26 protein-coding genes are annotated in these 20,037 nt (G+C 58.3%); 3 read left to right on the forward strand and 23 right to left on the reverse strand.

The window, feature by feature from the left end; genetic code table 11:
- Nucleotides 1-56: 56 nt before the first annotated feature.
- Genes D3870_RS15660 through petA form a run of 3 tightly spaced genes read right to left on the reverse strand, consistent with a single transcriptional unit; the run spans nt 57 to nt 2,862 of the window.
- Nucleotides 57-821 carry a cytochrome c1 gene (locus D3870_RS15660; protein WP_119740516.1) on the reverse strand — a complete coding sequence of 255 codons (765 nt, stop codon included), beginning with the start codon at nt 819-821 and terminating at the stop codon, nt 57-59.
- 23 nt (nt 822-844) lie between these two features.
- Nucleotides 845-2,251: a cytochrome b gene (locus tag D3870_RS15665; RefSeq protein WP_119740518.1), complete on the reverse strand. Its 1,407-nt coding sequence runs from the start codon at nt 2,249-2,251 to the stop codon at nt 845-847.
- A 2-nt stretch (nt 2,252-2,253) separates the two neighbouring features.
- On the reverse strand, nt 2,254-2,862 hold the full coding sequence (gene petA, locus D3870_RS15670) for a ubiquinol-cytochrome c reductase iron-sulfur subunit (protein WP_119740520.1): 609 nt from the start codon (nt 2,860-2,862) through the stop codon (nt 2,254-2,256).
- A gap of 255 nt (nt 2,863-3,117) precedes the next feature.
- Between petA and mscL the strand changes: the two genes are divergently transcribed.
- Complete coding sequence (gene mscL, locus D3870_RS15675) at nt 3,118-3,537, forward strand: large conductance mechanosensitive channel protein MscL (RefSeq protein ID WP_119740522.1); 420 nt, start codon at nt 3,118-3,120, stop codon at nt 3,535-3,537.
- A gap of 61 nt (nt 3,538-3,598) precedes the next feature.
- On the opposite strand, the gene D3870_RS15680 is transcribed toward mscL, so the two are convergent.
- On the reverse strand, nt 3,599-4,303 hold the full coding sequence (locus D3870_RS15680; RefSeq protein ID WP_199710672.1) for a response regulator: 705 nt from the start codon (nt 4,301-4,303) through the stop codon (nt 3,599-3,601).
- Nucleotides 4,304-4,453: 150 nt separating this feature from the next.
- Nucleotides 4,454-5,206 (reverse strand): Nif3-like dinuclear metal center hexameric protein, encoded by a 753-nt coding sequence (locus tag D3870_RS15685; RefSeq protein WP_422879668.1) that lies wholly within the window; start codon nt 5,204-5,206, stop codon nt 4,454-4,456.
- A 28-nt stretch (nt 5,207-5,234) separates the two neighbouring features.
- Here D3870_RS15685 and D3870_RS15690 point away from each other — a divergent pair, with 28 nt between their 5' ends.
- Both D3870_RS15690 and D3870_RS15695 read left to right on the forward strand, forming a co-directional pair.
- Nucleotides 5,235-6,383 carry a Do family serine endopeptidase gene (locus D3870_RS15690; RefSeq protein WP_119740525.1) on the forward strand — a complete coding sequence of 383 codons (1,149 nt, stop codon included), beginning with the start codon at nt 5,235-5,237 and terminating at the stop codon, nt 6,381-6,383.
- A gap of 46 nt (nt 6,384-6,429) precedes the next feature.
- Nucleotides 6,430-7,104, forward strand: coding sequence for a DUF2461 domain-containing protein (locus D3870_RS15695; RefSeq protein WP_119740527.1), 675 nt, complete (start codon nt 6,430-6,432; stop codon nt 7,102-7,104).
- A 12-nt stretch (nt 7,105-7,116) separates the two neighbouring features.
- Here the strand turns inward: D3870_RS15695 and tatC are convergent, their stop codons facing one another.
- The 18 genes from tatC to D3870_RS15785 all read right to left on the reverse strand — a co-directional run bounded on the left by tatC (nt 7,117) and on the right by D3870_RS15785 (nt 19,940).
- Complete coding sequence (tatC, locus tag D3870_RS15700) at nt 7,117-7,875, reverse strand: twin-arginine translocase subunit TatC (protein ID WP_119740529.1); 759 nt, start codon at nt 7,873-7,875, stop codon at nt 7,117-7,119.
- A gap of 5 nt (nt 7,876-7,880) precedes the next feature.
- Nucleotides 7,881-8,366 (reverse strand): Sec-independent protein translocase protein TatB, encoded by a 486-nt coding sequence (gene tatB / locus D3870_RS15705; RefSeq protein ID WP_119740531.1) that lies wholly within the window; start codon nt 8,364-8,366, stop codon nt 7,881-7,883.
- Nucleotides 8,367-8,427: 61 nt separating this feature from the next.
- Entirely contained in the window at nt 8,428-8,640 is a 213-nt protein-coding gene (gene tatA / locus D3870_RS15710; protein WP_119740533.1) for a Sec-independent protein translocase subunit TatA, read from the reverse strand.
- Nucleotides 8,641-8,702: 62 nt separating this feature from the next.
- Entirely contained in the window at nt 8,703-9,074 is a 372-nt protein-coding gene (locus D3870_RS15715; RefSeq protein WP_119740535.1) for a histidine triad nucleotide-binding protein, read from the reverse strand.
- Between the two features lie 65 nt (nt 9,075-9,139).
- A complete protein-coding gene (locus D3870_RS15720) occupies nt 9,140-9,502 on the reverse strand; it encodes a phosphoribosyl-ATP diphosphatase (RefSeq protein ID WP_119740537.1) in 363 nt (120 codons plus the stop codon).
- Between the two features lie 66 nt (nt 9,503-9,568).
- Nucleotides 9,569-9,973 carry a phosphoribosyl-AMP cyclohydrolase gene (hisI, locus tag D3870_RS15725; protein WP_119740539.1) on the reverse strand — a complete coding sequence of 135 codons (405 nt, stop codon included), beginning with the start codon at nt 9,971-9,973 and terminating at the stop codon, nt 9,569-9,571.
- The gene (gene hisF, locus D3870_RS15730) at nt 9,970-10,734 is read right to left on the reverse strand and encodes an imidazole glycerol phosphate synthase subunit HisF (RefSeq protein WP_119740541.1); all 765 of its coding nucleotides are present in this window, start codon (nt 10,732-10,734) and stop codon (nt 9,970-9,972) included. Before hisF ends, hisI begins: the two co-directional genes overlap by 4 nt.
- A complete protein-coding gene (gene hisA, locus D3870_RS15735; RefSeq protein ID WP_119740543.1) occupies nt 10,731-11,525 on the reverse strand; it encodes a 1-(5-phosphoribosyl)-5-[(5-phosphoribosylamino)methylideneamino]imidazole-4-carboxamide isomerase in 795 nt (264 codons plus the stop codon). Before hisA ends, hisF begins: the two co-directional genes overlap by 4 nt.
- A 59-nt stretch (nt 11,526-11,584) precedes the next feature.
- Nucleotides 11,585-12,223 (reverse strand): imidazole glycerol phosphate synthase subunit HisH, encoded by a 639-nt coding sequence (gene hisH / locus D3870_RS15740; RefSeq protein WP_119740545.1) that lies wholly within the window; start codon nt 12,221-12,223, stop codon nt 11,585-11,587.
- 35 nt (nt 12,224-12,258) lie between these two features.
- Entirely contained in the window at nt 12,259-12,855 is a 597-nt protein-coding gene (gene hisB / locus D3870_RS15745) for an imidazoleglycerol-phosphate dehydratase HisB (protein WP_119742217.1), read from the reverse strand.
- 19 nt (nt 12,856-12,874) lie between these two features.
- Nucleotides 12,875-13,963, reverse strand: coding sequence for a histidinol-phosphate transaminase (gene hisC / locus D3870_RS15750; protein ID WP_119742219.1), 1,089 nt, complete (start codon nt 13,961-13,963; stop codon nt 12,875-12,877).
- A gap of 38 nt (nt 13,964-14,001) precedes the next feature.
- Entirely contained in the window at nt 14,002-14,775 is a 774-nt protein-coding gene (locus D3870_RS15755; RefSeq protein ID WP_119740547.1) for a DNA-methyltransferase, read from the reverse strand.
- Nucleotides 14,776-14,788: 13 nt separating this feature from the next.
- Nucleotides 14,789-16,102 carry a histidinol dehydrogenase gene (hisD, locus tag D3870_RS15760; RefSeq protein ID WP_119740549.1) on the reverse strand — a complete coding sequence of 438 codons (1,314 nt, stop codon included), beginning with the start codon at nt 16,100-16,102 and terminating at the stop codon, nt 14,789-14,791.
- An 8-nt stretch (nt 16,103-16,110) separates the two neighbouring features.
- Nucleotides 16,111-16,761 (reverse strand): ATP phosphoribosyltransferase, encoded by a 651-nt coding sequence (gene hisG / locus D3870_RS15765; protein WP_119740551.1) that lies wholly within the window; start codon nt 16,759-16,761, stop codon nt 16,111-16,113.
- On the reverse strand, nt 16,761-18,011 hold the full coding sequence (gene murA / locus D3870_RS15770; RefSeq protein WP_119740553.1) for a UDP-N-acetylglucosamine 1-carboxyvinyltransferase: 1,251 nt from the start codon (nt 18,009-18,011) through the stop codon (nt 16,761-16,763). The genes hisG and murA overlap by 1 nt, the downstream gene beginning before the upstream one ends.
- A complete protein-coding gene (locus D3870_RS15775; RefSeq protein ID WP_119740555.1) occupies nt 18,011-18,247 on the reverse strand; it encodes a BolA family protein in 237 nt (78 codons plus the stop codon). The genes murA and D3870_RS15775 overlap by 1 nt, the downstream gene beginning before the upstream one ends.
- A gap of 29 nt (nt 18,248-18,276) precedes the next feature.
- Nucleotides 18,277-19,032, reverse strand: coding sequence for an ABC transporter permease (locus D3870_RS15780; RefSeq protein ID WP_119740557.1), 756 nt, complete (start codon nt 19,030-19,032; stop codon nt 18,277-18,279).
- Nucleotides 19,029-19,940, reverse strand: coding sequence for an ABC transporter ATP-binding protein (locus D3870_RS15785; protein WP_119740559.1), 912 nt, complete (start codon nt 19,938-19,940; stop codon nt 19,029-19,031). Before D3870_RS15785 ends, D3870_RS15780 begins: the two co-directional genes overlap by 4 nt.
- Between the last annotated feature and the right edge of the window lie 97 nt (nt 19,941-20,037).

Consider the following 20,037-nt stretch of genomic DNA (forward strand, 5'->3'; position numbering starts at 1 on the left):
GAGACGCGTTACGGCTCACCCCAAAGCAAACGCCCGCTCGCGCGGACAAAGAGCGTTTATTTGACTTCTTTCCAGTAGGAGGCGTTCAAACGCCACGCAAGGATCAGGAAAATGCCCAGGAACAGCAACACCCAGACCCCCAGGCGCTTGCGCGTATGTTGCGCAGGCTCCGCCATCCATGCCAGATATGCAACGAGGTCGGCAGTCGCATTGTCAAATTCGATCGCGGACATCTTGCCCGGCTTGACCTGCTCGAACCCGGCAAACTTGTGCACCACCTTGCTCGGATCGTGCGCATCCTTCTCCTCAGCGAACTTGGCAGTACGCACGCCTTGGGACTCCCACATGACGTGCGGCATGCCGACATTCGGGAATACCATGTTGTTCCAGCCTGTCGGACGGGTATCGTCCTTGTAGAACGTCCGCAGATAGGTATAGAGCCAGTCCGCACCCGAACCATCACCCGACGCCTTGGCGCGTGCGATCACCGACAGGTCCGGGGGTACTGCGCCGAACCAATCCTTCGCGTCCCTGGGCGCCATCGCAACCTTCATCAAGTCACCCACCTTGTCGGATGTGAAAAGCAGGTTGTTCCTGATCTGGTCGTCGGTCAGGCCGATATCCTTGAGCCGGTTGTAACGCATCGCGGATGCGGCATGGCAATTCAGACAGTTGTTGACAAACAACTTGGCACCGTTTTGCAATGCGCTCAGGTCCTTGGTCCGGTCCTGCACGTGATCAAGGGGAAAGGTCGCTTCCGAAGCCAGCGAGAGCGCCGGCACCAATGCCACAACCGCAATCAGTTTTTTCAGCAATTTCATGATTCTTGTATCCCTTTTGCGGCTTAGTGCGGCTGATAGGTAACACGATCCGGCACCGGTTTGAAGTTGCCCATCGTGCTCCACCATGGCATCAACAGGAAGAAGCCGAAGTAGATGAACGTGCAAATCTGCGCAACCAGCGTACGAGCTTCAGTCGGCGGCAGAACGCCCAGATAACCGAGGATCAGGAACGCGACACCGAACACCAGATAGACGTATTTGTGCCAGTCAGGACGATAGCGGATCGACTTGACGGGAGAATGGTCCAGCCACGGCAAACCGGCGAGGATCATTACAGAAACGCCCATCAACACGACACCCCAGAACTTCGCGTCGAAAACGAACATGCCGATGAGGGCCAGCACCGCCGCTCCGGCAATGATCATCTTGATGAAGCCGCTCAGGCGGGACTTCGTCAAGATCAGCGCCACATAGGCAATCACACCGAACTCGAGCGCATACATGAACTGCGAGGTCGTCGCACGCAGGATCGAGTAGAACGGCGTGAAGTACCAGACCGGCGCGATATGTGGTGGCGTCTTCAGCGGGTCAGCCGGAATGAAATTATTGAACTCCAGGAAGTAGCCACCCATTTCCGGCGCGAAGAAAATGATTGCCGAAAACACGATCAGGAATATTGCAGCGGCAAAAATGTCATGCACCGTGTAATACGGATGGAACGGGATGCCATCGAGCGGGAGGCCGTTGGCATCCTTCTTCGCCTTGATCTCGACACCGTCCGGGTTGTTGGAGCCGACTTCGTGCAATGCAACGATATGCGCCACAACCAACCCCAGCAACACCAGCGGAATCGCAATGACGTGGAACGAGAAGAAGCGGTTCAGGGTTGCATCGGACACCACATAGTCGCCACGAATCCACAGCGACAGGTCCGGGCCGATGAACGGAATCGCGCCGAACAGGTTGACGATCACCTGCGCACCCCAGTAGGACATCTGGCCCCACGGCAGCAGGTAGCCGAAGAAGGCCTCGGCCATCAGGCACAGGAAAATACCGACGCCGAACAGCCAGACCAGTTCGCGCGGTTTGCGGTACGAGCCGTACAACAGACCGCGCAACATGTGCAGGTAAACGACGATGAAGAACGCCGAAGCGCCGGTCGAGTGCATGTAACGCACCAGCCACCCCCAAGGCACATCACGCATGATGTACTCGACCGAAGCAAACGCGAGGTTGGCGTCCGGCTTGTAATGCATCACGAGGAAAATGCCGGTCACGATCTGGATCACGAGCACCAACAGTGCGAGCGAACCGAATGCGTACCAGAAATTGAAGTTTTTCGGCGCATAGTACTCGGACACATGCGCCTTCCATGTGGCAGACAGCGGGAAGCGCTGGTCAACCCAGTGCAATGCCTTGGCCGATAGCGGCGCGGATGGGGAGATTGGTTTGTCTTGGTATCCAGCCATGATTACGCCTCACCCTTCTCGTCTTTGCCGATGACCAGCCGGGTATCGCCCAAATACATGTGCGGTGGCACCTCGAGGTTATCCGGAGCCGGCTTGTTCTTGAATACGCGACCGGCAAGGTCGAATGTGGAACCATGACACGGACACAGAAAGCCGCCGGTCCAATCGTCCGGCAGCGAAGGCTGCGCGCCGGGCTGCAGCTTGGTGGTCGGGGAGCAACCCAGATGCGAGCAGATGCCTACCGCCACGAGAATTTCCGGTTTGCGCGACCGATATTCGTTGCGCGCATATTCAGGGGTAAGCTCAGCCGGATTACGCTCGGAATTCGGGTCAGCGACCTGGGAGTCGGTTTTCTTCAGGGATTCGACCATTTCCGGCGAACGCTTCAGGATCCAGACTGGCTTGCCGCGCCATTCGACGGTCTTCATTTCCCCTAGAGCCAAGCCCGAAATATCCACCTCAACAGGCGCACCGGCGGCTTTCGCCCGCTCGGATGGCTGGAAGGTGGACACAAACGCCCCCGCAGTGGCCAATCCGGCCACCCCGCCCGCCGCACACGTAGCGACGAGCAAGCCACGTCGACCGGAATCGACCTGCTTTTCGTTACTCATACCAACCCCAATCAGTCAAAATGCGAAATTTATACAAAACTTCTAGCAACCTTAGATTATAACGGACCACGAACTTGAATTAAAGGGAATACATGTTGCCTCGTGTAATTTCAGGGAACTTTTTGAACGAGTTGCAATGATTTACATGCTTGAGTCATCATGCTTTCCATCATCGCCAAAAATTTCGTCAATTCATGTTTTAAATTTAATAACTTCACTCAACTATCAATGCAGCAATAATTCAGGAGCGCAAGAATGGGAATGATGCAGGAATTTAAAGCCTTTGCCATCAAAGGCAACGTCGTGGACTTGGCAGTGGCCGTGATTATCGGTGCCGCGTTCGGCAAAATCGTTGACTCGCTTGTTCAGGACATCGTCATGCCGATTATCGGCAAAGTGCTTGGCGGACTGGATTTCGCCAACTATTACCTGCCGCTTAATAATCAGGGCATGCAAATGACCTTGGTCGAAGCGAAAAAGGCAGGTGCCGTGCTTGCTTACGGGAATTTCATCACAATCCTGCTGAATTTCCTTATTCTGGCTTTCATCATTTTCCAGATGGTGCGCGTCATTAACAAAGCGCGCAGAACCACCGTCGCGCCGGAACCCGCAACACCCGCAACTCCGGAAGACATTGTATTGTTGCGCGAAATTCGCGACTCGCTGAAAAAGTGAAAACCACTGCGCAATAAAAAAACCGGTCCGCCGACCGGTTTTTTTATTGGCATTGCATGAATCACTTCTTTCCTCTCGGGCGGTCCAGTTGCAGCAGGCCGCGCCGATGCGCTTCGAACACGGCCTCGCCACGCGAATGGACCGCCAGCTTTCCGTAGATGTTCTTGATATGGGTCTGCACCGTTCCGACGGATACCGACAGGATTTTGGCGACTTCGCCATAGCTGTCGCCTCGCGCGATCAGATCGAGAATGGCCGACTCCCTTTTGGTAAGACTGGCCGGGGAAGCATTCTCAGGTGCCGCAGGCGGTACCGGTCTTTTCACATCGCGCACCTTCGCCAGCACCATGCGCGCGATTGTCGGGCTCATCGGCGCGCCGCCTGCGCGCAAATCCAGCACCGCACGCGCCACATCCATCGCGCCGGAGTCCTTCAGCACATAGCCCGAAGCGCCAGCCTCGATGCAAGCAAGCACGCTTGTTTCGTCGCTGGATATCGTGATGACCATGATGTCGCAATCCGGATGCTGTGTTGCGCACGCCTTGATGATGTCGATTCCGGAGCCGTCAGGCAAACCAAGATCGGTCAGCAATACATCAACAGTCCGATTTTCCAGCCAATTCAATGCCGGCTTGACGCTATCGAATTCCGCCAGCAGCTTCAATGCAGGTGCTTTCTCAATCGCCAGGCACAACATTCTTCGCGTCACCGCATCATCTTCAACAACCAAAACACCAATCGGCTCACGCGATGTTTCTTCCAACATATTCATTCCTCGCCGGCAATTTGAATTACCTGATGCAATATAGGGAATATTGCCAGCTTTGCGCAACTTTTGGTTATTGCATATTCAAAAATTTCAATGTGCGATCTCGCGGCAGGAACGGTGTCCTGCCGCTGCTCGTTCGCGGAAGGATCACACCGGATTTGCGATATCGACGAATCGATGCGCAATGCCGAAATGGTCGGCGAGATGGGTGCCCAGCGCCTGAACGCCAAAGCGCTCCGTCGCGTGGTGACCGCAAGCAAGGTAGGCGACACCGCTTTCCCGTGCAAGATGCACAGTCGGCTCCGACACTTCACCGCTGATATAGGCAGTTGCACCGGCGGCGATCGCATCGCCAAGCAGGTTTTGCGCAGCACCGGTGCACCATCCAATGCGGCCTACCGGCTGCAATGGATCACCGATGACCAGCGGTGCACGGCCAAGATTCTTTTCGACGACCCGCGCCAGGTCGGCAATGTTTTTGACGGACGCGTCTTGCAGAACGCCAAGCCAGCCCAGCCCGTCTTCGCCGAAACGACCGTCCGGCAGCAGCCCGAGACGGCGCGCCAGTTGTACGTTGTTTCCGAACTCGGGATGCATGTCGAGCGGCAGATGATAGGCAAACAGATTGATATCGTGTGTCAGCAGCAATTTCAGCCGCTTATGCTTGATCGCCACTACGCGCGGATCTTCGCCGCGCCAGAAATAGCCGTGATGCACGAGAATTGCATCGGCCTTCGCGTCCACCGCCGCCTCGATCAACGCGGCATTTGCGGTCACGCCGGTGAGGATTGATGCGATCTGCGCGCGTCCCTCTACCTGGAGGCCATTTGGGCAATAATCACGAAACCGAGTAATATCAAGCGCCTGCGCGAGATACTTCGCTAAATTATCTCTATCCACACATTCCCGACTCATCTTCACACCTTATATGCGACGCCTTTGGTTATTGTTTGCGCAAACCGTCACCGTCGGTTTGGCAATTTGGTTCATTGTAGCGAGCCTGAAGCCTGAATGGGCCGGCAGCGCACAGCGCAGCACGTTATCGCCAGTGCCGATGCTGGAAGCGCCGTCCAATGCCGCACCGGCGCAAGGCTCGTATCGCGAAGCGGCCAAGCGCGCAATGCCGGCTGTCGTCAACATTTTCACGACCAAGGGTGCGCAGCAGCCGAAAAATCCGTTCATGGAAGATCCGCTCTTTCGCAAGTTTTTTGGCGAACAGCAGGAAGAAAAGCAGTTCAGCCTCGGCTCCGGCGTGGTCGTGAGTCCGCAAGGTTACGTGCTGACCAACAATCATGTGATTGAAACCGCCGACGAAATCGAAGTGGCGTTTGCGGACGGCCGCAAGGCTCCCGCCAAGGTGGTCGGCACCGATCCGGAAACGGACTTGGCCGTCATCAAGATCAATATGGAGAACCTGCCCGCCATCACGCTTGGCCATGTCGAGCAAGCCAGAGTCGGGGATGTAGTGCTGGCCATCGGCAATCCGTTCGGCGTTGGGCAAACCGTCACGATGGGCATCATTTCAGCGCTAGGCCGCAACCATCTCGGCATTAATACATTTGAAAACTTCATCCAGACCGATGCCGCAATCAATCCAGGCAACTCCGGCGGCGCGTTGATCGACACCAACGGCAACCTGCTGGGCATCAATACTGCAATCTATTCGCGCAGCGGCGGCTCGCTCGGCATCGGCTTTGCGATTCCCGTGACGACGGTGAAGAGGGTCATGGAGTCCATCATCAGCACCGGCCAAGTCGTATACGGCTGGATCGGCGTCGAACCGCAGGACATTACGCCGGAATTGGCGGAAAGCTTCGGACTCAACAGAAAATCGGGGGCGATCATTGCCGGTGTGCTGAGGAACGGCCCTGCCGACAAAGCCGGAATCAGGCCTGGCGATATCCTTGTCGCAGTCGAGGGCAAGCCGGTAAGCGACACGACAGACATGCTGAATCTGATCGCACAACTGACGCCCGGCAACAAGGCGAAGATGACCGTGTTGCGCAAGAGCATGGAAACGACGCTTGATGTCGTGGTGGGCAAACGCCCGAAACCGCGCCGCGAAGACCGCGAGTAAGTTCACACAGTAAAGAATGATGCCTGCCACCGCCGGATAGCGAACGATGCATACACGGGACCTGATCCAGTTTCTTGCCGAGCTGGCAGAAAACAACAATCGCGCATGGTTTGTCATGAACAAGCCGCGCTACGACATTCTGCGTGCGGAGTTCCTCGAACTGGTAACGCAACTCATCGCGGATATCAGCAAATTCGATCCCGCCGTTGCCGCATGCAATCCGAAAAAAGCCATGTTCCGGATCAACCGCGACATGCGCTTCTCACACGACAAGAGTCCGTACAAGACCACGTTTTCCGCGGCCATTACCGCCAGCGGGCTGAAGAAACCGAGTCAAGGCGGCGGCCCGGCATATTATTTTCACGTCGACGCCGATGGCACGCTGCTTGTCGCCGGTGGAGAATACATGCCGCCCGCTGATCGCCTGAAAGCGATTCGTCAATCCGTCATTGCGGATGCTGCAGGATTCGGCAAGATGCTGAAGAACAAGAAGCTGAAGGAAGGTTTTGGCGATCTGCAGGATGAGGGCAAGCTGTCGCGTCCACCGAAAGGTTTTGACGCCGACAGCCCGCATATCGAATACATCAAGCTCAAGAGCTTTATCGTTTGGAAAGAGACGGGTCTGAAGAAAAAGATTCCCGAGAATATCGGGAAGGAAGTGCTCGCGGGATTCAAGAATGCTTATCCGTTGATATCGTGGCTGAGGCAGGTGAAGCAGTAATTCCGCCTCGATTCAGGCCGTTTCTTCGGGTGCCTGCGTCACTCGCACGAACAAGGGTGCGATCCACAATCCAACTTCATACAGCAGGCACAAAGGCACGGCCAGCAGCATCTGACTCATGATGTCCGGCGGCGTGACGACGGCGGCGATGATGAAAGCGCCAACGATGACGTAGGGACGGATTTCCTTCAGTTTTTCCACACTCACCAAACCCATCCGCACCAGCACGATGACCACGATCGGCACTTCGAACGTCAGCCCGAAGGCCAGGAACATCGTCATCACAAAACCGAAATAGCTGTCGATGTCCGGCGCCACCGATACCGATGCCGGCGCGAAATCGTTGACGAACTTGAACACCACGCCGAACACGAGGAAATAGCAGAACGCGACGCCGGCAACAAACAGAAGCGATGACGAGATCACCAACGGCGCAATCAGCTTCTTCTCGTGCGCATACAGTCCGGGAGCGACGAATGCCCATGCCTGATACAGCACCCATGGCAAGGCGATGATGAAAGCAACCAGCAGCGTCACCTTGACCGGAATCAGGAACGGCGTGATGACGCCGGTGGCGATCATCTTGCTGCCCGCAGGCAGCGCCGCCATCATCGGCTGCGCCAGCGCATCGTAGATGCTGGCCGCCCATGGCATCAGACACAGGAACACGACGATGATTGCCGCCGACGCCTTCATGATGCGATTGCGCAATTCCACCAAGTGCGAAATAAAGGTGTCGCTTGCACCCGGCATTTGTTGATCGTCAGCCATTTGACTCAATGAAATGATTTTCGGGCGGCACCGCTGGGCCGGTATTTGGCGACACGCGCCGCACCTGAAATCACGCGCGTGCGTTGTCCGCTCTGCCTCTTATACCAGGATGGAATTGCCGATGTACGTGCCAGCTTTTTTTTGCGGAAGTCTTTCGCCTTGACCGAAATTTGCTCCGGCGCGAGAGGTTCCATCAAGGGATTCGAATCGCTGCTCCACGATGGATTCAAATCACTTTCCATCTGTGAAACATTTTGCGCAATGGATTGCTCGACGCTACTTGCAGCTTCCTGCATGTCCTTCTGCATCTTGCGCAACTCGTCGAGCTCGATTTCGCGGCTGACCTCGGATTTCACTTCGTTGATGTAGCGCTGTGCGCGACCGAAAAGCGAACCGGCCATGCGAGCGACCTTCGGCAGCCGCTCGGGACCGATCACCACGAGTGCAACCACGCCGATCAGCGCAAGTTTGGAGAGGCCAAGATCTATCATATCGATACGCAATCAGAGGCGCGCACGCTCGAACCGTGGCGCGACTCGGCAAGCGCAATGGTCAGCTCTTCGCCTTCTCTTTTGCTTCGACGTCAATCGTTGTCTTGTCAGCAACCGACGGCGCGGGCTTGTCTTCTTCACCCTTGACGCCATCCTTGAAGCCCTTGACGGCCTTGCCGAGATCGGAACCGACGTTGCCGAGTTTCTTGGTGCCGAAAACCAACATGACAACGACCAGTACGATCAACCAGTGCCAAATGCTAAATGAACCCATGCTCTTTCTCCTAGAGGACACTCTCGTCCTGAATCAGTGTATACGATGGCGCGACCAGAGAGTTACCGCTGTCCGCGCCACGGACGCGGCCCACCAATGACGTGCAGATGCAGATGGTACACCTCCTGCCCGCCGTTCGGTCCGGTATTGAAAAGAGTTTTAAATCCGCCCGCGCCAGCGCCATCCTCATGGGGGGTATAGCCGCAACCCTGCTCTTGCGCCAGCCTCGGTGCCAACAGCATCATTTTACTTAACAATGCCGCGTGGCTATCGTCGCAATCTGCAAGCGTGGCGATATGCAATTTCGGGACGATCAGAAAATGCACAGGCGCGGCCGGATTGATATCGTGAAAAGCAATCAAGTCGTCATCTTCATAGATCGCATTCGACGGGATTTGCTTCGCGGCGATTTTGCAAAAAATGCAGTTGGTCATGTTGGTGATGTTGGCCGAAGCTCTTTAAACAAGGAAATCAGTACGCCCGGAAATTTTTGACGCGCTCAGTCTCCGTTGCGCTCGCGTTCGATCAATTTGCGATTCGCCTTTTCCTCGATGCCGGAAATGCCCTCGCGACGCGACAACTCATCCAGCACATCCTGCGGCGTCAAATCGAATTGCGCCAGCATGATCATCGAATGGAACCAAAGATCGGCGCACTCGTACAGGACTTTCGATTTATCGCCGCCGGCACGCACATCCTTTGCGGCCATCACGGTTTCGGTTGCTTCCTCGCCGATCTTCTTGAGAATTGCATCGTCGCCTTTTGAAAACAGGCGCGCGACATAGGACTTGTCGGGATCGCCGCCGTTCGCAGGCTTGCGCGACTCGATTATTACGGCCAGACGTTTCAGGGTATCGCTCATGTGTTTGGGTAGCGCGATTCGATCTTCATGCCGCACACGGCATTCGAGGCGATTCGCCGCGCGGAATTATTTGTAAATGCTTTCGGGATCCTTGAGTACCGGATCGACTGCCTGCCATTCGCCGCTCGTGGCGTCGCCTTCGAACTTCTGGAAAAAGCACGAATGCCGTCCGGTGTGGCACGCGATGCCATCGGCCTGCTCGACCTTCAGCAGCACGACATCTTCATCGCAATCGAGGCGGATTTCATGGACTTTCTGAATGTGGCCGGATTCCTCACCCTTGTGCCACAGCTTCTTGCGGGAACGGCTCCAGTAGACAGCCTCGCCCAGCTCGACGGTTTTTGCCAAGGCGTCGCGGTTCATCCACGCAAACATCAGCACATCATTCGAACCGACTTCCTGGGCGATGACTGGCACCAGACCGTGCTCGTCCCACTTCACCTTGTTCAACCATTTGGCGGCAACGCTCATGCCAGCCTCATTGGAATGCCTTGCCCTGCCATGAAGCTCTTCGCTTCCTGCACGGTGTGCTGGCCGTAATGAAAAATACTGGCCGCCAGCACCGCGTCCGCCTTGCCGACCTTGATACCGTCGGCGAGATCCTGCAAGCCGCCGACACCGCCGGAGGCGATCACGGGAATCGATATCGCATTCGACACCGCGCTCGTCAAGGCGAGATCGAAACCGCTCTTGGTGCCATCGCGATCCATGCTGGTAAGCAGGATTTCGCCGACGCCAAGATGTTCCATTTTTTTCGCCCACTCGACCACATCAAGCCCGGTAGGCTTGCGGCCGCCGTGCGTGAATACTTCCCACTTGCCCTCACCCGTTTTCTTGGCATCGATCGCGACCACGATGCATTGCGAACCGTATTTTTGCGCGGCATCGTGCACCAGCTGCGGATTGGCGACCGCCGCACTGTTGACGCTGATCTTGTCCGCGCCGGCGTTCAGCAGACGGCGCACATCCTCAACCGTGCGCACGCCGCCGCCGACCGTGAGCGGAATGAATACCTGCGAAGCCACGGCTTCGATGATGTGCAAAATCAGGTCGCGTCCGTCCGAGGTTGCGGTGATATCGAGGAATGTCAATTCGTCCGCGCCCTGCTCGTCATAGCGGCGCGCGATCTCGACCGGATCGCCGGCATCGCGCAGCTCGACGAAGTTGACGCCCTTGACCACGCGACCCGCCGTCACGTCCAGGCAAGGGATGATGCGCTTTGCCAGTGTCATGCTTCGTCTTCTTCCGCGGACTCTTCCAGTCCGCTCAATACATCCGCGCGCTCCTGCGCCTGGCGCAGGTCCAGCGTGCCTTCGTAGATCGAACGGCCGCAAATCACGCCTTCAATGCCTTCATCCTGCACGGCGCACAATGCTTCCACGTCCTTGATGTTGTGCACGCCGCCGGATGCAATCACGGGGATCGTCATGCTTTGCGCCAGCTTGACCGTCGCGTCGATGTTGACGCCTGCCATCATGCCGTCGCGGCCGATATCGGTGTAGACAATCGCTTCGCAGCCGTAGTCTTCGAACTTCTTTGCCAGATCGATCACTTCATGGCCGGACAGCTTGCTCCAGCCGTCGGTGGCAACCTTGCCATCCTTGGCATCCAGGCCGACGATGATCTGGCCGGGGAAGGCGCTGCAGGCGTCATGCAGGAAGCCCGGGTTCTTGACCGCGGCGGTGCCGATGATGATGTAGGACAGGCCATCGTCGAGATAGCGTTCGATCGTGTCCAGATCGCGGATGCCGCCGCCGAGCTGGATCGGAATCTCGTCCGTGCCGTTCTCGACTGCAAAATCGCGCACTGCCTGAATGATCGCCTTTACCGCCGATTCATTCTTCGGTTTGCCGGCAAACGCGCCGTTCAAATCGACAAGATGCAGTCGTCGCGCGCCTTGAGCCAGCCAATGTCGCGCCATGCTGGCAGGGTCCTGGGAAAATACGGTGGCTTGGTCCATGTCACCTTGTTTGAGGCGCACGCAATGACCGTCCTTGAGGTCGATGGCAGGAATGAGCAGCATGGCTACGTGAAAGAATATTGAAGGTTGTAGTGAATGGCGAACGTTGGCATTGTCCGCGGCTATGGGTTCCAGTGAACAAAATTCCTGTAAAGCTGCAAACCGGTGGATGCGCTTTTTTCCGGATGAAACTGGGTCGCGAATATATTATCCTGCCCGGTCGCACAGCAGAACGGCGCACCGTAATCCGATTCGCCCAGTGTGTGTCGCGAATCGGCCGGCACGGCGTAGTAACTGTGCACGAAATAAAAATAACTCTCGTCGGCAATACCATTCCACAGCGGATGGGACACCGTTTGCCTTACCCGGTTCCAGCCCATCTGCGGCACCTTGAAGCGCGAGCCATCGTCCTGCAGCCGACCGTCCAGCTGAAAGCGTACCACTTTCCCCGGCAGCAAACCGAGGCCGGGCGTATCCCCCTCTTCGCTCCAGTCGAACAGCATCTGCTCGCCGACGCACACGCCGAACAAGGGCTTGGAACGCGAGGCCTCGACCACGGCTTCCTGCAAGCCTGACTCGCGCAGACAACGCATGCAATCCGGCATCGCACCCTGACCTGGCAGGACCACACGGTCGGCGGATTTGACGTCCGCAACTTCACCCGAAATGCGCACATCCGCTTCCGGCGCAACCTGGCGCAAGGCCTGCGCTACCGAGCGCAGGTTGCCCATACCGTAATCCACTACAACAATTTTGTTCATGACAGAAAATGACTTTTCAACGCATCGTGCGGCGATTACAGGCTGCCCTTGGTCGAGGGAATCGTGCCGGCGGCACGCGAATCCAGCTCGGCGGCCATGCGCAATGCACGTCCGAATGCCTTGAATACCGTTTCGCACTGATGATGCGCGTTGTCGCCGCGCAGATTATCGATGTGCAAAGTGACCTGGGCGTGATTGACGAAGCCCTGGAAAAATTCATGCGTGAGATCAACGTCGAATGCGCCGATCATCGAGCGCTTGAATGGCACGTGAAACTCTAGGCCGGGGCGTCCTGAAAAATCGACGACCACGCGCGACAGCGCCTCGTCCAGCGGCACGTAGGCGTGGCCGTAACGGCGAATGCCTTTCTTGTCGCCGATGGCCTTGACAAATGCCTGACCAAGCGTGATGCCGACGTCTTCCACCGTGTGATGCGCATCGATATGCAGATCGCCATTGGCTTCGATATCGAGATCGATCAGGCCATGGCGGGCAATCTGATCGAGCATGTGGTCGAGGAAAGGCACGCCGGTATTCAGCTTCTGCTGGCCGGTGCCGTCGAGATTGATCACGACGCGGATTTGCGTCTCGTTGGTGTTGCGTGTGATTTCTGCAACGCGTGGCGTAGGCATGTTCAAGTGATTATCAAAATTACGATGCGAGCGATGCCGTGAATGCATCGAGGAAAATGGCGTTTTCTTCCGGGGTGCTGACGGTCACCCGCAAGCAATTTTCCAGTAGTGGGTGCATTTTACCGACATTTTTAATCAGAACCTTGTGCTCCAACAATGCGGAAAATACACGATTGGCGTCGTGCGCTGCACCTGACACTCTTAACAACAGGAAATTCGCCGCCGACGGAAACACATTGACTCCCGGCATGCTTGCCAATGCCGCCGCCAGTTTGGCACGCTCGGCACGCAAGCTTGCCGCTTGCGCGTCCAGCACGTCGACATGATCGAGCACGAATTCCGCTGCAGTCTGCGTCAGCACATTGATATTGTAAGGCGGACGCACCTTGTCGAACTCTGCCAGCAGCGCCGTACTGGCGGACAGGTAGCCGAGCCGGATGCCGGCCAGGCCGAGCTTGGATACGGTGCGCATGACAACCAGATTGTCAAACTCCGTCAGCCTCGGCATGAAGCTGTGTTGCGCGAACGGCTGGTAAGCCTCGTCGACCACGACAATGCCGGAGTCGCCGACCGCGCGGATGATCTCGACCATATCGTCGGCGTCGAACAGGTTGCCGGTCGGGTTGTTGGGATAGGCAAGATAGGTGATCGCCGGTTTGTGCTGCGCGATTGCGGCCAGCATGGCCGGCTTGTCCAGCGTGAAATCCGCCTTCAGCGGAACGCCGACGAACTCCATTCCCGCAAAGCGGCCCGACACGGCGTACATGACAAATCCGGGCGTCGGCGCCAATACCTTCGCGCCGGGCTGGGCGCAGGCAACGGAGAGCATGGAAATCAGTTCGTCCGAGCCGTTTCCGAGCACGATGTCAAAGCCGGCCGGCACGCCGAGTTTGCTGCAGATTTTCGCCTTCAAGGCCGTGTAGGACGGTACCGGATAACGGTTCATCGCGACGTCGGCCAGCCGCTGCCCGAGTTCGCTGCGCAACTCCTGCGGCAACGTGTAGGGATTCTCCATCGCGTCGAGCTTGACGAAGCCGTCCGAGTCCGGCACATGATAGGCCGCAATCGCGCGGACGTCGGATCGGATGATGTTTTCGATGAGAGACATGATGTTGTTCACAATATCGGTGCTTGCGAGGCGCTGGGTCAGGCGGCTTCTTCCGGCTTGTCCAGCGCCATCAAGCGGGTTTCAATCAATTCGCAATATTCCGGGTTCAATTCGAACCCGACGAAATTCCTGCCGCAACGTCTGGCCGCGACCGCGGTCGTGCCGCTGCCCATGAAGGGGTCGAGCACGACACCGTCCGGCGGGCAGGAGGCCTTGACCATGCGCTCGATGATTTCGAGCGGCTTCTGGGTCGGATGGTCGGCGCGTTCGCGGTGTTCGCGGTGCAGGCGCGACACGCTCCACACGTCCTTCGGGTTGTAGCCCAGTTCCAGCCACTTGGCGCCGACGAAGATCGAACGGGAGCGCGCCTTCTTGGTTTCCGCATCGTAGGGAATGCGCACCGCGTCCAGATCGAAATGATAGTCCCTCGCTTTCGCGAAAAAGCCGATCGTGTCGTGCACGGAGGAAAACCTGCGCGTGCTGCCACCCATCGATGGCACCCGGCGATCCCAGACGATTTCGTTGATCATCGTCATGCGCTGCTTGAGCATCACGAAGATTTCCGGCGAATAGCGCCACGTCAGAAAAATGTACAGACTGCCGTTGGGCTTGAGCTTGGGCAGTGCGGCATCGATCCATTGCTCGGTCCAGCGCAGATAGGCGGCGGCTTCGAGCTTGTCGGAGTCGTTGCCGTAGTCCTTGCCCAGGCCGTAGGGCGGATCGGCAATGATCAAGTCGATCGTGCCGTCGGGAATGCGCGCGAAGCCATGCAGCGCATCCTCGCAATGAACGCGATTGAGCCAGGCGCTCATTTGGCGGCCAGGCTCATTTCAGCCGATACTCCGCCGAACGCGCATGCGCCTGCAAACCTTCGCCGTATGCCAGTTCCGCCGCTACCTCGCCGAGCGTCTGCGCGCCCGCCTCGCTCACCTGGATGATGCTCGAACGCTTCTGGAAATCATAGACGCCGAGCGGCGAGGAAAAGCGCGCGGTGCGTGACGTCGGCAGCACGTGGTTCGGGCCGGCGCAGTAATCGCCCAGCGACTCCGACGAGAAGCGGCCGAGGAACATCGCGCCTGCATGGCGTATCTTGTCCGCCCATTGCTGCGGATTCTCGGCGGAGATTTCCAGGTGCTCGGCCGCGATCAGGTTGGCGATCTCGCAGGCCTCGTCCATGTCGCGGACCTTGAGCAGCGCGCCACGATTGGTCAGCGAAGTGCGGATCACGTCCTTGCGCGGCATCGCGTCGAGCTGCCGGTTGATGCTGGCTTCGACTTTTTCGATGTAGGCGGCGTCGGGACAAAGCAGAATGGATTGCGCCAGTTCATCGTGTTCTGCTTGCGAAAACAGGTCCATCGCCACCCAGTCCGGATCGGTACTACCGTCGCAAATCACGAGAATTTCCGACGGGCCGGCGATCATGTCGATGCCGACGATGCCGAACACGCGGCGCTTGGCAGCGGCGACATAGGCATTGCCGGGACCGACGATCTTGTCCACTGGCGGAATGGTGTCGGTGCCGTAAGCCAGCGCACCGACCGCCTGCGCGCCGCCGATGGTAAAAACGCGATCGACGCCGGCAATGGCGGCTGCCGCCAGCACCAACTCATTCTTCACGCCGGACGGCGTGGGCACAACCATGATGACTTCCTGCACGCCGGCGACCTTGGCCGGAATCGCGTTCATCAACACCGATGACGGGTAGGCGGCCTTGCCGCCCGGAACGTAAATGCCGACGCGATCGAGCGGCGTGACCTTTTGCCCCAGCACGGTGCCGTCGGCTTCCGTATAGGTGAAGCCGTCGGAGCCGCATTCCTTCTTTTGCCGCTCGTGATAGGCGCGCACACGGTCGGCTGCGGTTTGCAGCGCGGCACGCCGTCCGGCCGGCAGACCGGCCAGCGCCTGCTGCATTTCGGATTGGCTGATTTCCAGCGCGGCCACGCTGGCGGCGTCGAGACGGTCGAAGCGATTGGTGCATTCCAGCACCGCCGCATCGCCACGCGCTTTCACATCGGCCAGAATCTGCGCAGCGGCCTGGTCGATTGCCGCATCCTCGCCCGCTTCGAAGGCGAGCACCGCGGACAGCCTGGATTTGAAGTCGGAATCGCTGGAATCGAGTTTACGGATTTGAACGGGCATAGCTGCTTTCACCGGCCTTTCGATGCGTTTTCGAATGCTTCCAGAATCGGGCGCAGGCGCTCGCGCTTGATCTTCAGCGCCGCCTGATTGACGACGAGGCGCGACGAGATTTCCATGATGTGCTCGACTTCGAGCAGATGGTTGGCACGCAGCGTGCTGCCGGTGCTGACCAGATCGACGATGGCATCGGACAAACCGACCAGCGGGGCCAGTTCCATCGACCCGTACAGCTTGATCAGGTCGACGTGCACGCCCTTGGAGGCAAAATGCTGGCGCGCGGTTTCCACATACTTGGTGGCGACGCGCAGGCGCGCCCCCTGTCGCACCGCGCTGGCGTAATCAAAACCGGTCGGCACCGCGACCGACATGCGGCATTTCGCGATGTTCAGGTCGATCGGCTGGTACAGGCCTTCGCCGCCATGTTCCAGCAACACATCCTTGCCGGCCACGCCGAAGTCCGCCGCGCCGTACTGCACGTAGGTCGGCACGTCGGAGGCGCGCACGATGATGACGCGCACGTCCGGATCATTGGTCGGCAGGATCAGCTTGCGCGAGGTTTCCGGATCTTCGGTGACGGTGATGCCGGCCGCCTGCAGCAACGGCATCGTCTCTTCGAAAATGCGGCCTTTCGACAGCGCGAGTGTCAGTTGTTGGCTCATCAGTTCACCCGCTGAATGTCGGCGCCGACGGCAGACAGTTTGACTTCCATGCGATCGTAGCCACGGTCCAGATGGTAGATGCGGTCGATCAGGGTCTGCCCTTGCGCTGCCAGCGCGGCGATCACCAGCGAGGCACTGGCACGCAGGTCGGTTGCCATCACGGGTGCGCCGACCAGTTTGTCGACGCCCTGCACGGTCGCGGTATGGCCGTCGATCGCAATCGACGCGCCGAGGCGGTTCAATTCCTGCACATGCATGAAGCGGTTCTCGAAGATCGTTTCGGTGACGCGGCTGCTGCCGTCGGCGATGCAGTTCAGGGCCATGAATTGCGCCTGCATGTCGGTCGGGAAGCCCGGATACTCGGTGGTGCGGAAGCTGACCGCCCTGGGCCGCGCCGCCATCTGCACGCGAATCCAGTCGGGACCGGAGGTCAGGATCACGCCGGCTTCGCGCAGCTTGTCGAGCGCGACATCGAGAATGTCGCTGCGGGTGTTCTTCAGCGTGACGTCGCCGCCCGCCGCCGCGACCGCGCACAGGAAGGTGCCGGTTTCGATGCGATCGGCAATGACGGCATGAGATGCGCCATGCAGCTTGTCCACGCCCTGCACCACCAGCCGGTCGGTGCCGATGCCGTCGATCTTCGCGCCCATCGCCGCCAGCAGGTTGGCAAGATCGGTCACTTCCGGTTCGCGCGCGGCGTTTTCGAGGATGGTTTCGCCCTCCGCCAGAACGGCCGCCATCAGCAGGTTTTCCGTGCCGGTGACCGTGATCATGTCGGTAACGATGCGCGTGCCTTTGAGCTTCTTCGCCTTGGCGTGAATGTAGCCGGCTTCGATGCTGATTTCCGCGCCCATCGCCTGCAAGCCCTTGATGTGCTGATCGACCGGACGCGAGCCGATGGCGCAACCGCCGGGCAGCGAGACTTTCGCCTCGCCGAAGCGCGCCACCAAGGGCCCCAGCACCAGGATCGATGCGCGCATGGTTTTCACCATTTCATACGGCGCTTCCAGCTTGTCGATGGCGTTGCCGTTCATCACCACCTTGTCGCCGAGGTGTTCCGCGCGCAAGCCCATCTGGCGCAGCAGTTTCAGCATGGTGTCGACATCGTGCAGATTCGGCACGTTCGACAGTTCGACGGTATCCGCGGTCAGCAAGCCGGCGCACAGGATCGGCAGCGCGGCATTCTTCGCGCCGGAAATCGTGATCTCGCCGGACAGGCGCTTGCCGCCGGCAATAAGCAGTTTGTCCATTATTTCTGGAATTCTTCCGGTGTGAGGGTTTTCATCGACAGCGCGTGGATCTCTTCGCGCATGCGGTCGCCGAGCGCGGCATAGACGAGTTGATGGCGCTGGATCAGGCGTTTGCCGGCAAAGGCGGCGGACACGATGACGGCGTTGAAATGCTGGCCGTCGCCTTCGACTTCCAGGTGGGCGCAGTCAAGACCGGCTGCGATATAGCTTTTGACAAGCTCTGGTGTGGGCAACATGGTTTGCCTCTTCTCTCAATGATCTGTATTCAGTGGCGCAACTTGTAGCCACTCTTCAAAAGCCGGATGGCCAGGCTGGCCAGCAGCAGGAAGAATATGGTGACGATGGTAAAGCTGACCAGCGGGTCCACATCGGACTGGCCGAAAAAGCCGTACCGGAAGCCGTCAATCATATAAAAAAACGGGTTGAAACGCGAAACGCCCTGCCAGAATGGCGGTAGCGAATGAATCGAGTAAAACACGCCGGACAGGAAGGTTGCCGGCATGATCAGGAAATTCTGGAATGCGGCCAGTTGGTCGAATTTTTCTGCCCAGATGCCGGCGATCAAGCCCATCGTGCCGAGCATGGCCGCCCCGAGCAGCGCGAACACCACAATCCACCACGGCGCGACGAACGACAGCTTGGCAAACCATGCGGTGATGATGAACACGCCGGCACCGACCGCCAGCCCGCGTACCACCGACGCCAGCACATAAGCGCCGTACAGCTCCCAGTGCGACAGCGGCGGCAGCAGCACGAACACCAGGTTGCCGGTGATCTTGGATTGGATCAGCGAGGAAGAGCTGTTGGCGAAGGCATTCTGCAGCACGCTCATCATCACCAGCCCGGGCACCAGGAAGGCCGTGTAGCGCACGTCGGGATAGACCTGGACGTGCTCTTCCAGCACGTGGCCGAAGATCAGCAGATACAGCATCGCCGTCACGATCGGCGCGGTAATGGTCTGCGTCGCGACTTTCCAGAAACGCAGCACTTCCTTGTAGAACAAGGTCTGGAAGCCAATCATTTTTCACCTTCCATGATCTGGATGAAGACGTCTTCCAGATCGGCCTGCTGCAACTGCATGTCGTCGATCACCGCGCCGGATTCGCGCAGGGCGGCGAGGATAGGCTCGACGTCGTTGTACGCATTGATGCGCAGCGTGTACTTGTTGCCGGACACCAGTTCGTCCGGGTGCGACACCAGCGGCTTGAGCGCGTCCGGCAGCGCGCCGCGCGCCAGCCGCACGATCAGCTGCGAATTGGAAATGCGCTTGACCAGGTTGGAGGTCGAGTCAAGTGCCACGACCTTGCCCGCTTTCAACATCGCGATGCGGTTGCACAAGGCTTCCGCTTCTTCCAGGTAGTGCGTGGTCAGCACAATGGTGTGACCCTCGCGATTGAGGCGCGAGATGAACTTCCACAACGTCTGGCGCAATTCGACATCGACGCCGGCGGTCGGCTCGTCCAACACGATGACCGGCGGCTTGTGCACCAGGGCCTGCGCCACCAGCACGCGGCGCTTCATGCCGCCGGACAATGCGCGCATGTTGACGTCCGCCTTGTTGGTGAGGTCCAGGTTGGCCATCACCTCGTCGATCCATTGGTCGTTGTTCTTCAGGCCGAAATAGCCGGACTGCATGCACAGTGTTTCGCGCACGGTGAAGAAAGGGTCGAAGACGAGTTCCTGCGGCACCACTCCCAGACGCCCGCGCGCTGCACGGTAGTCGCGCACGACATCGTAGCCATGGATTGAGACGCTGCCCGCATTGGCCTGTGTCAAGCCGGCAATGATCGAAATGAGCGTGGTCTTGCCGGCACCGTTCGGGCCGAGCAGTCCGAAAAACTCGCCTTCCTCAATAGACAGCGACACGCCGCCAAGCGCTTGCAGCGACTTGTAGCGTTTTTCAACATTGACGATTTGCAAAGCAGCCATGGTGGCTTGGTAAAACCTTATGGGATGGGGCCGCGGACAATGACGGGAAAGATGCGAACCAGGCGGCGAAACCCTTGATTATATTGGATTTCCCGCA

Origin of the sequence: Noviherbaspirillum cavernae (genome assembly GCF_003590875.1) — a bacterium.
Classification (GTDB): domain Bacteria; phylum Pseudomonadota; class Gammaproteobacteria; order Burkholderiales; family Burkholderiaceae_D; genus Noviherbaspirillum; species Noviherbaspirillum cavernae.

What these genes read in the sequence shown, in the direction of transcription:
- D3870_RS15665 (WP_119740518.1), bottom strand. Translation starts at nt 2,251, where the DNA reads ATGGCTGGATACCAAGACAAACCAATCTCCCCATCCGCGCCGCTATCG.
- tatC (WP_119740529.1), bottom strand. Translation starts at nt 7,875, where the DNA reads ATGGCTGACGATCAACAAATGCCGGGTGCAAGCGACACCTTTATTTCG.
- murA (WP_119740553.1), bottom strand. Translation starts at nt 18,011, where the DNA reads ATGGACAAACTGCTTATTGCCGGCGGCAAGCGCCTGTCCGGCGAGATC.
- hisC (WP_119742219.1), bottom strand. Translation starts at nt 13,963, where the DNA reads ATGTCTCTCATCGAAAACATCATCCGATCCGACGTCCGCGCGATTGCG.
- D3870_RS15690 (WP_119740525.1), top strand. Translation starts at nt 5,235, where the DNA reads ATGCGACGCCTTTGGTTATTGTTTGCGCAAACCGTCACCGTCGGTTTG.
- D3870_RS15695 (WP_119740527.1), top strand. Translation starts at nt 6,430, where the DNA reads ATGCATACACGGGACCTGATCCAGTTTCTTGCCGAGCTGGCAGAAAAC.
- tatA (WP_119740533.1), bottom strand. Translation starts at nt 8,640, where the DNA reads ATGGGTTCATTTAGCATTTGGCACTGGTTGATCGTACTGGTCGTTGTC.
- hisG (WP_119740551.1), bottom strand. Translation starts at nt 16,761, where the DNA reads ATGAGCCAACAACTGACACTCGCGCTGTCGAAAGGCCGCATTTTCGAA.
- hisD (WP_119740549.1), bottom strand. Translation starts at nt 16,102, where the DNA reads ATGCCCGTTCAAATCCGTAAACTCGATTCCAGCGATTCCGACTTCAAA.
- mscL (WP_119740522.1), top strand. Translation starts at nt 3,118, where the DNA reads ATGGGAATGATGCAGGAATTTAAAGCCTTTGCCATCAAAGGCAACGTC.
- D3870_RS15775 (WP_119740555.1), bottom strand. Translation starts at nt 18,247, where the DNA reads ATGTTGCCCACACCAGAGCTTGTCAAAAGCTATATCGCAGCCGGTCTT.
- tatB (WP_119740531.1), bottom strand. Translation starts at nt 8,366, where the DNA reads ATGATAGATCTTGGCCTCTCCAAACTTGCGCTGATCGGCGTGGTTGCA.
- D3870_RS15720 (WP_119740537.1), bottom strand. Translation starts at nt 9,502, where the DNA reads ATGAGCGATACCCTGAAACGTCTGGCCGTAATAATCGAGTCGCGCAAG.
- hisB (WP_119742217.1), bottom strand. Translation starts at nt 12,855, where the DNA reads ATGCCTACGCCACGCGTTGCAGAAATCACACGCAACACCAACGAGACG.
- hisI (WP_119740539.1), bottom strand. Translation starts at nt 9,973, where the DNA reads ATGAGCGTTGCCGCCAAATGGTTGAACAAGGTGAAGTGGGACGAGCAC.
- D3870_RS15780 (WP_119740557.1), bottom strand. Translation starts at nt 19,032, where the DNA reads ATGATTGGCTTCCAGACCTTGTTCTACAAGGAAGTGCTGCGTTTCTGG.
- D3870_RS15785 (WP_119740559.1), bottom strand. Translation starts at nt 19,940, where the DNA reads ATGGCTGCTTTGCAAATCGTCAATGTTGAAAAACGCTACAAGTCGCTG.
- D3870_RS15680 (WP_199710672.1), bottom strand. Translation starts at nt 4,303, where the DNA reads ATGTTGGAAGAAACATCGCGTGAGCCGATTGGTGTTTTGGTTGTTGAA.
- D3870_RS15755 (WP_119740547.1), bottom strand. Translation starts at nt 14,775, where the DNA reads ATGAGCGCCTGGCTCAATCGCGTTCATTGCGAGGATGCGCTGCATGGC.
- D3870_RS15660 (WP_119740516.1), bottom strand. Translation starts at nt 821, where the DNA reads ATGAAATTGCTGAAAAAACTGATTGCGGTTGTGGCATTGGTGCCGGCG.
- D3870_RS15715 (WP_119740535.1), bottom strand. Translation starts at nt 9,074, where the DNA reads ATGACCAACTGCATTTTTTGCAAAATCGCCGCGAAGCAAATCCCGTCG.
- petA (WP_119740520.1), bottom strand. Translation starts at nt 2,862, where the DNA reads ATGAGTAACGAAAAGCAGGTCGATTCCGGTCGACGTGGCTTGCTCGTC.
- hisH (WP_119740545.1), bottom strand. Translation starts at nt 12,223, where the DNA reads ATGAACAAAATTGTTGTAGTGGATTACGGTATGGGCAACCTGCGCTCG.
- hisA (WP_119740543.1), bottom strand. Translation starts at nt 11,525, where the DNA reads ATGCTGCTCATTCCTGCCATCGACCTCAAGGACGGTCATTGCGTGCGC.
- hisF (WP_119740541.1), bottom strand. Translation starts at nt 10,734, where the DNA reads ATGACACTGGCAAAGCGCATCATCCCTTGCCTGGACGTGACGGCGGGT.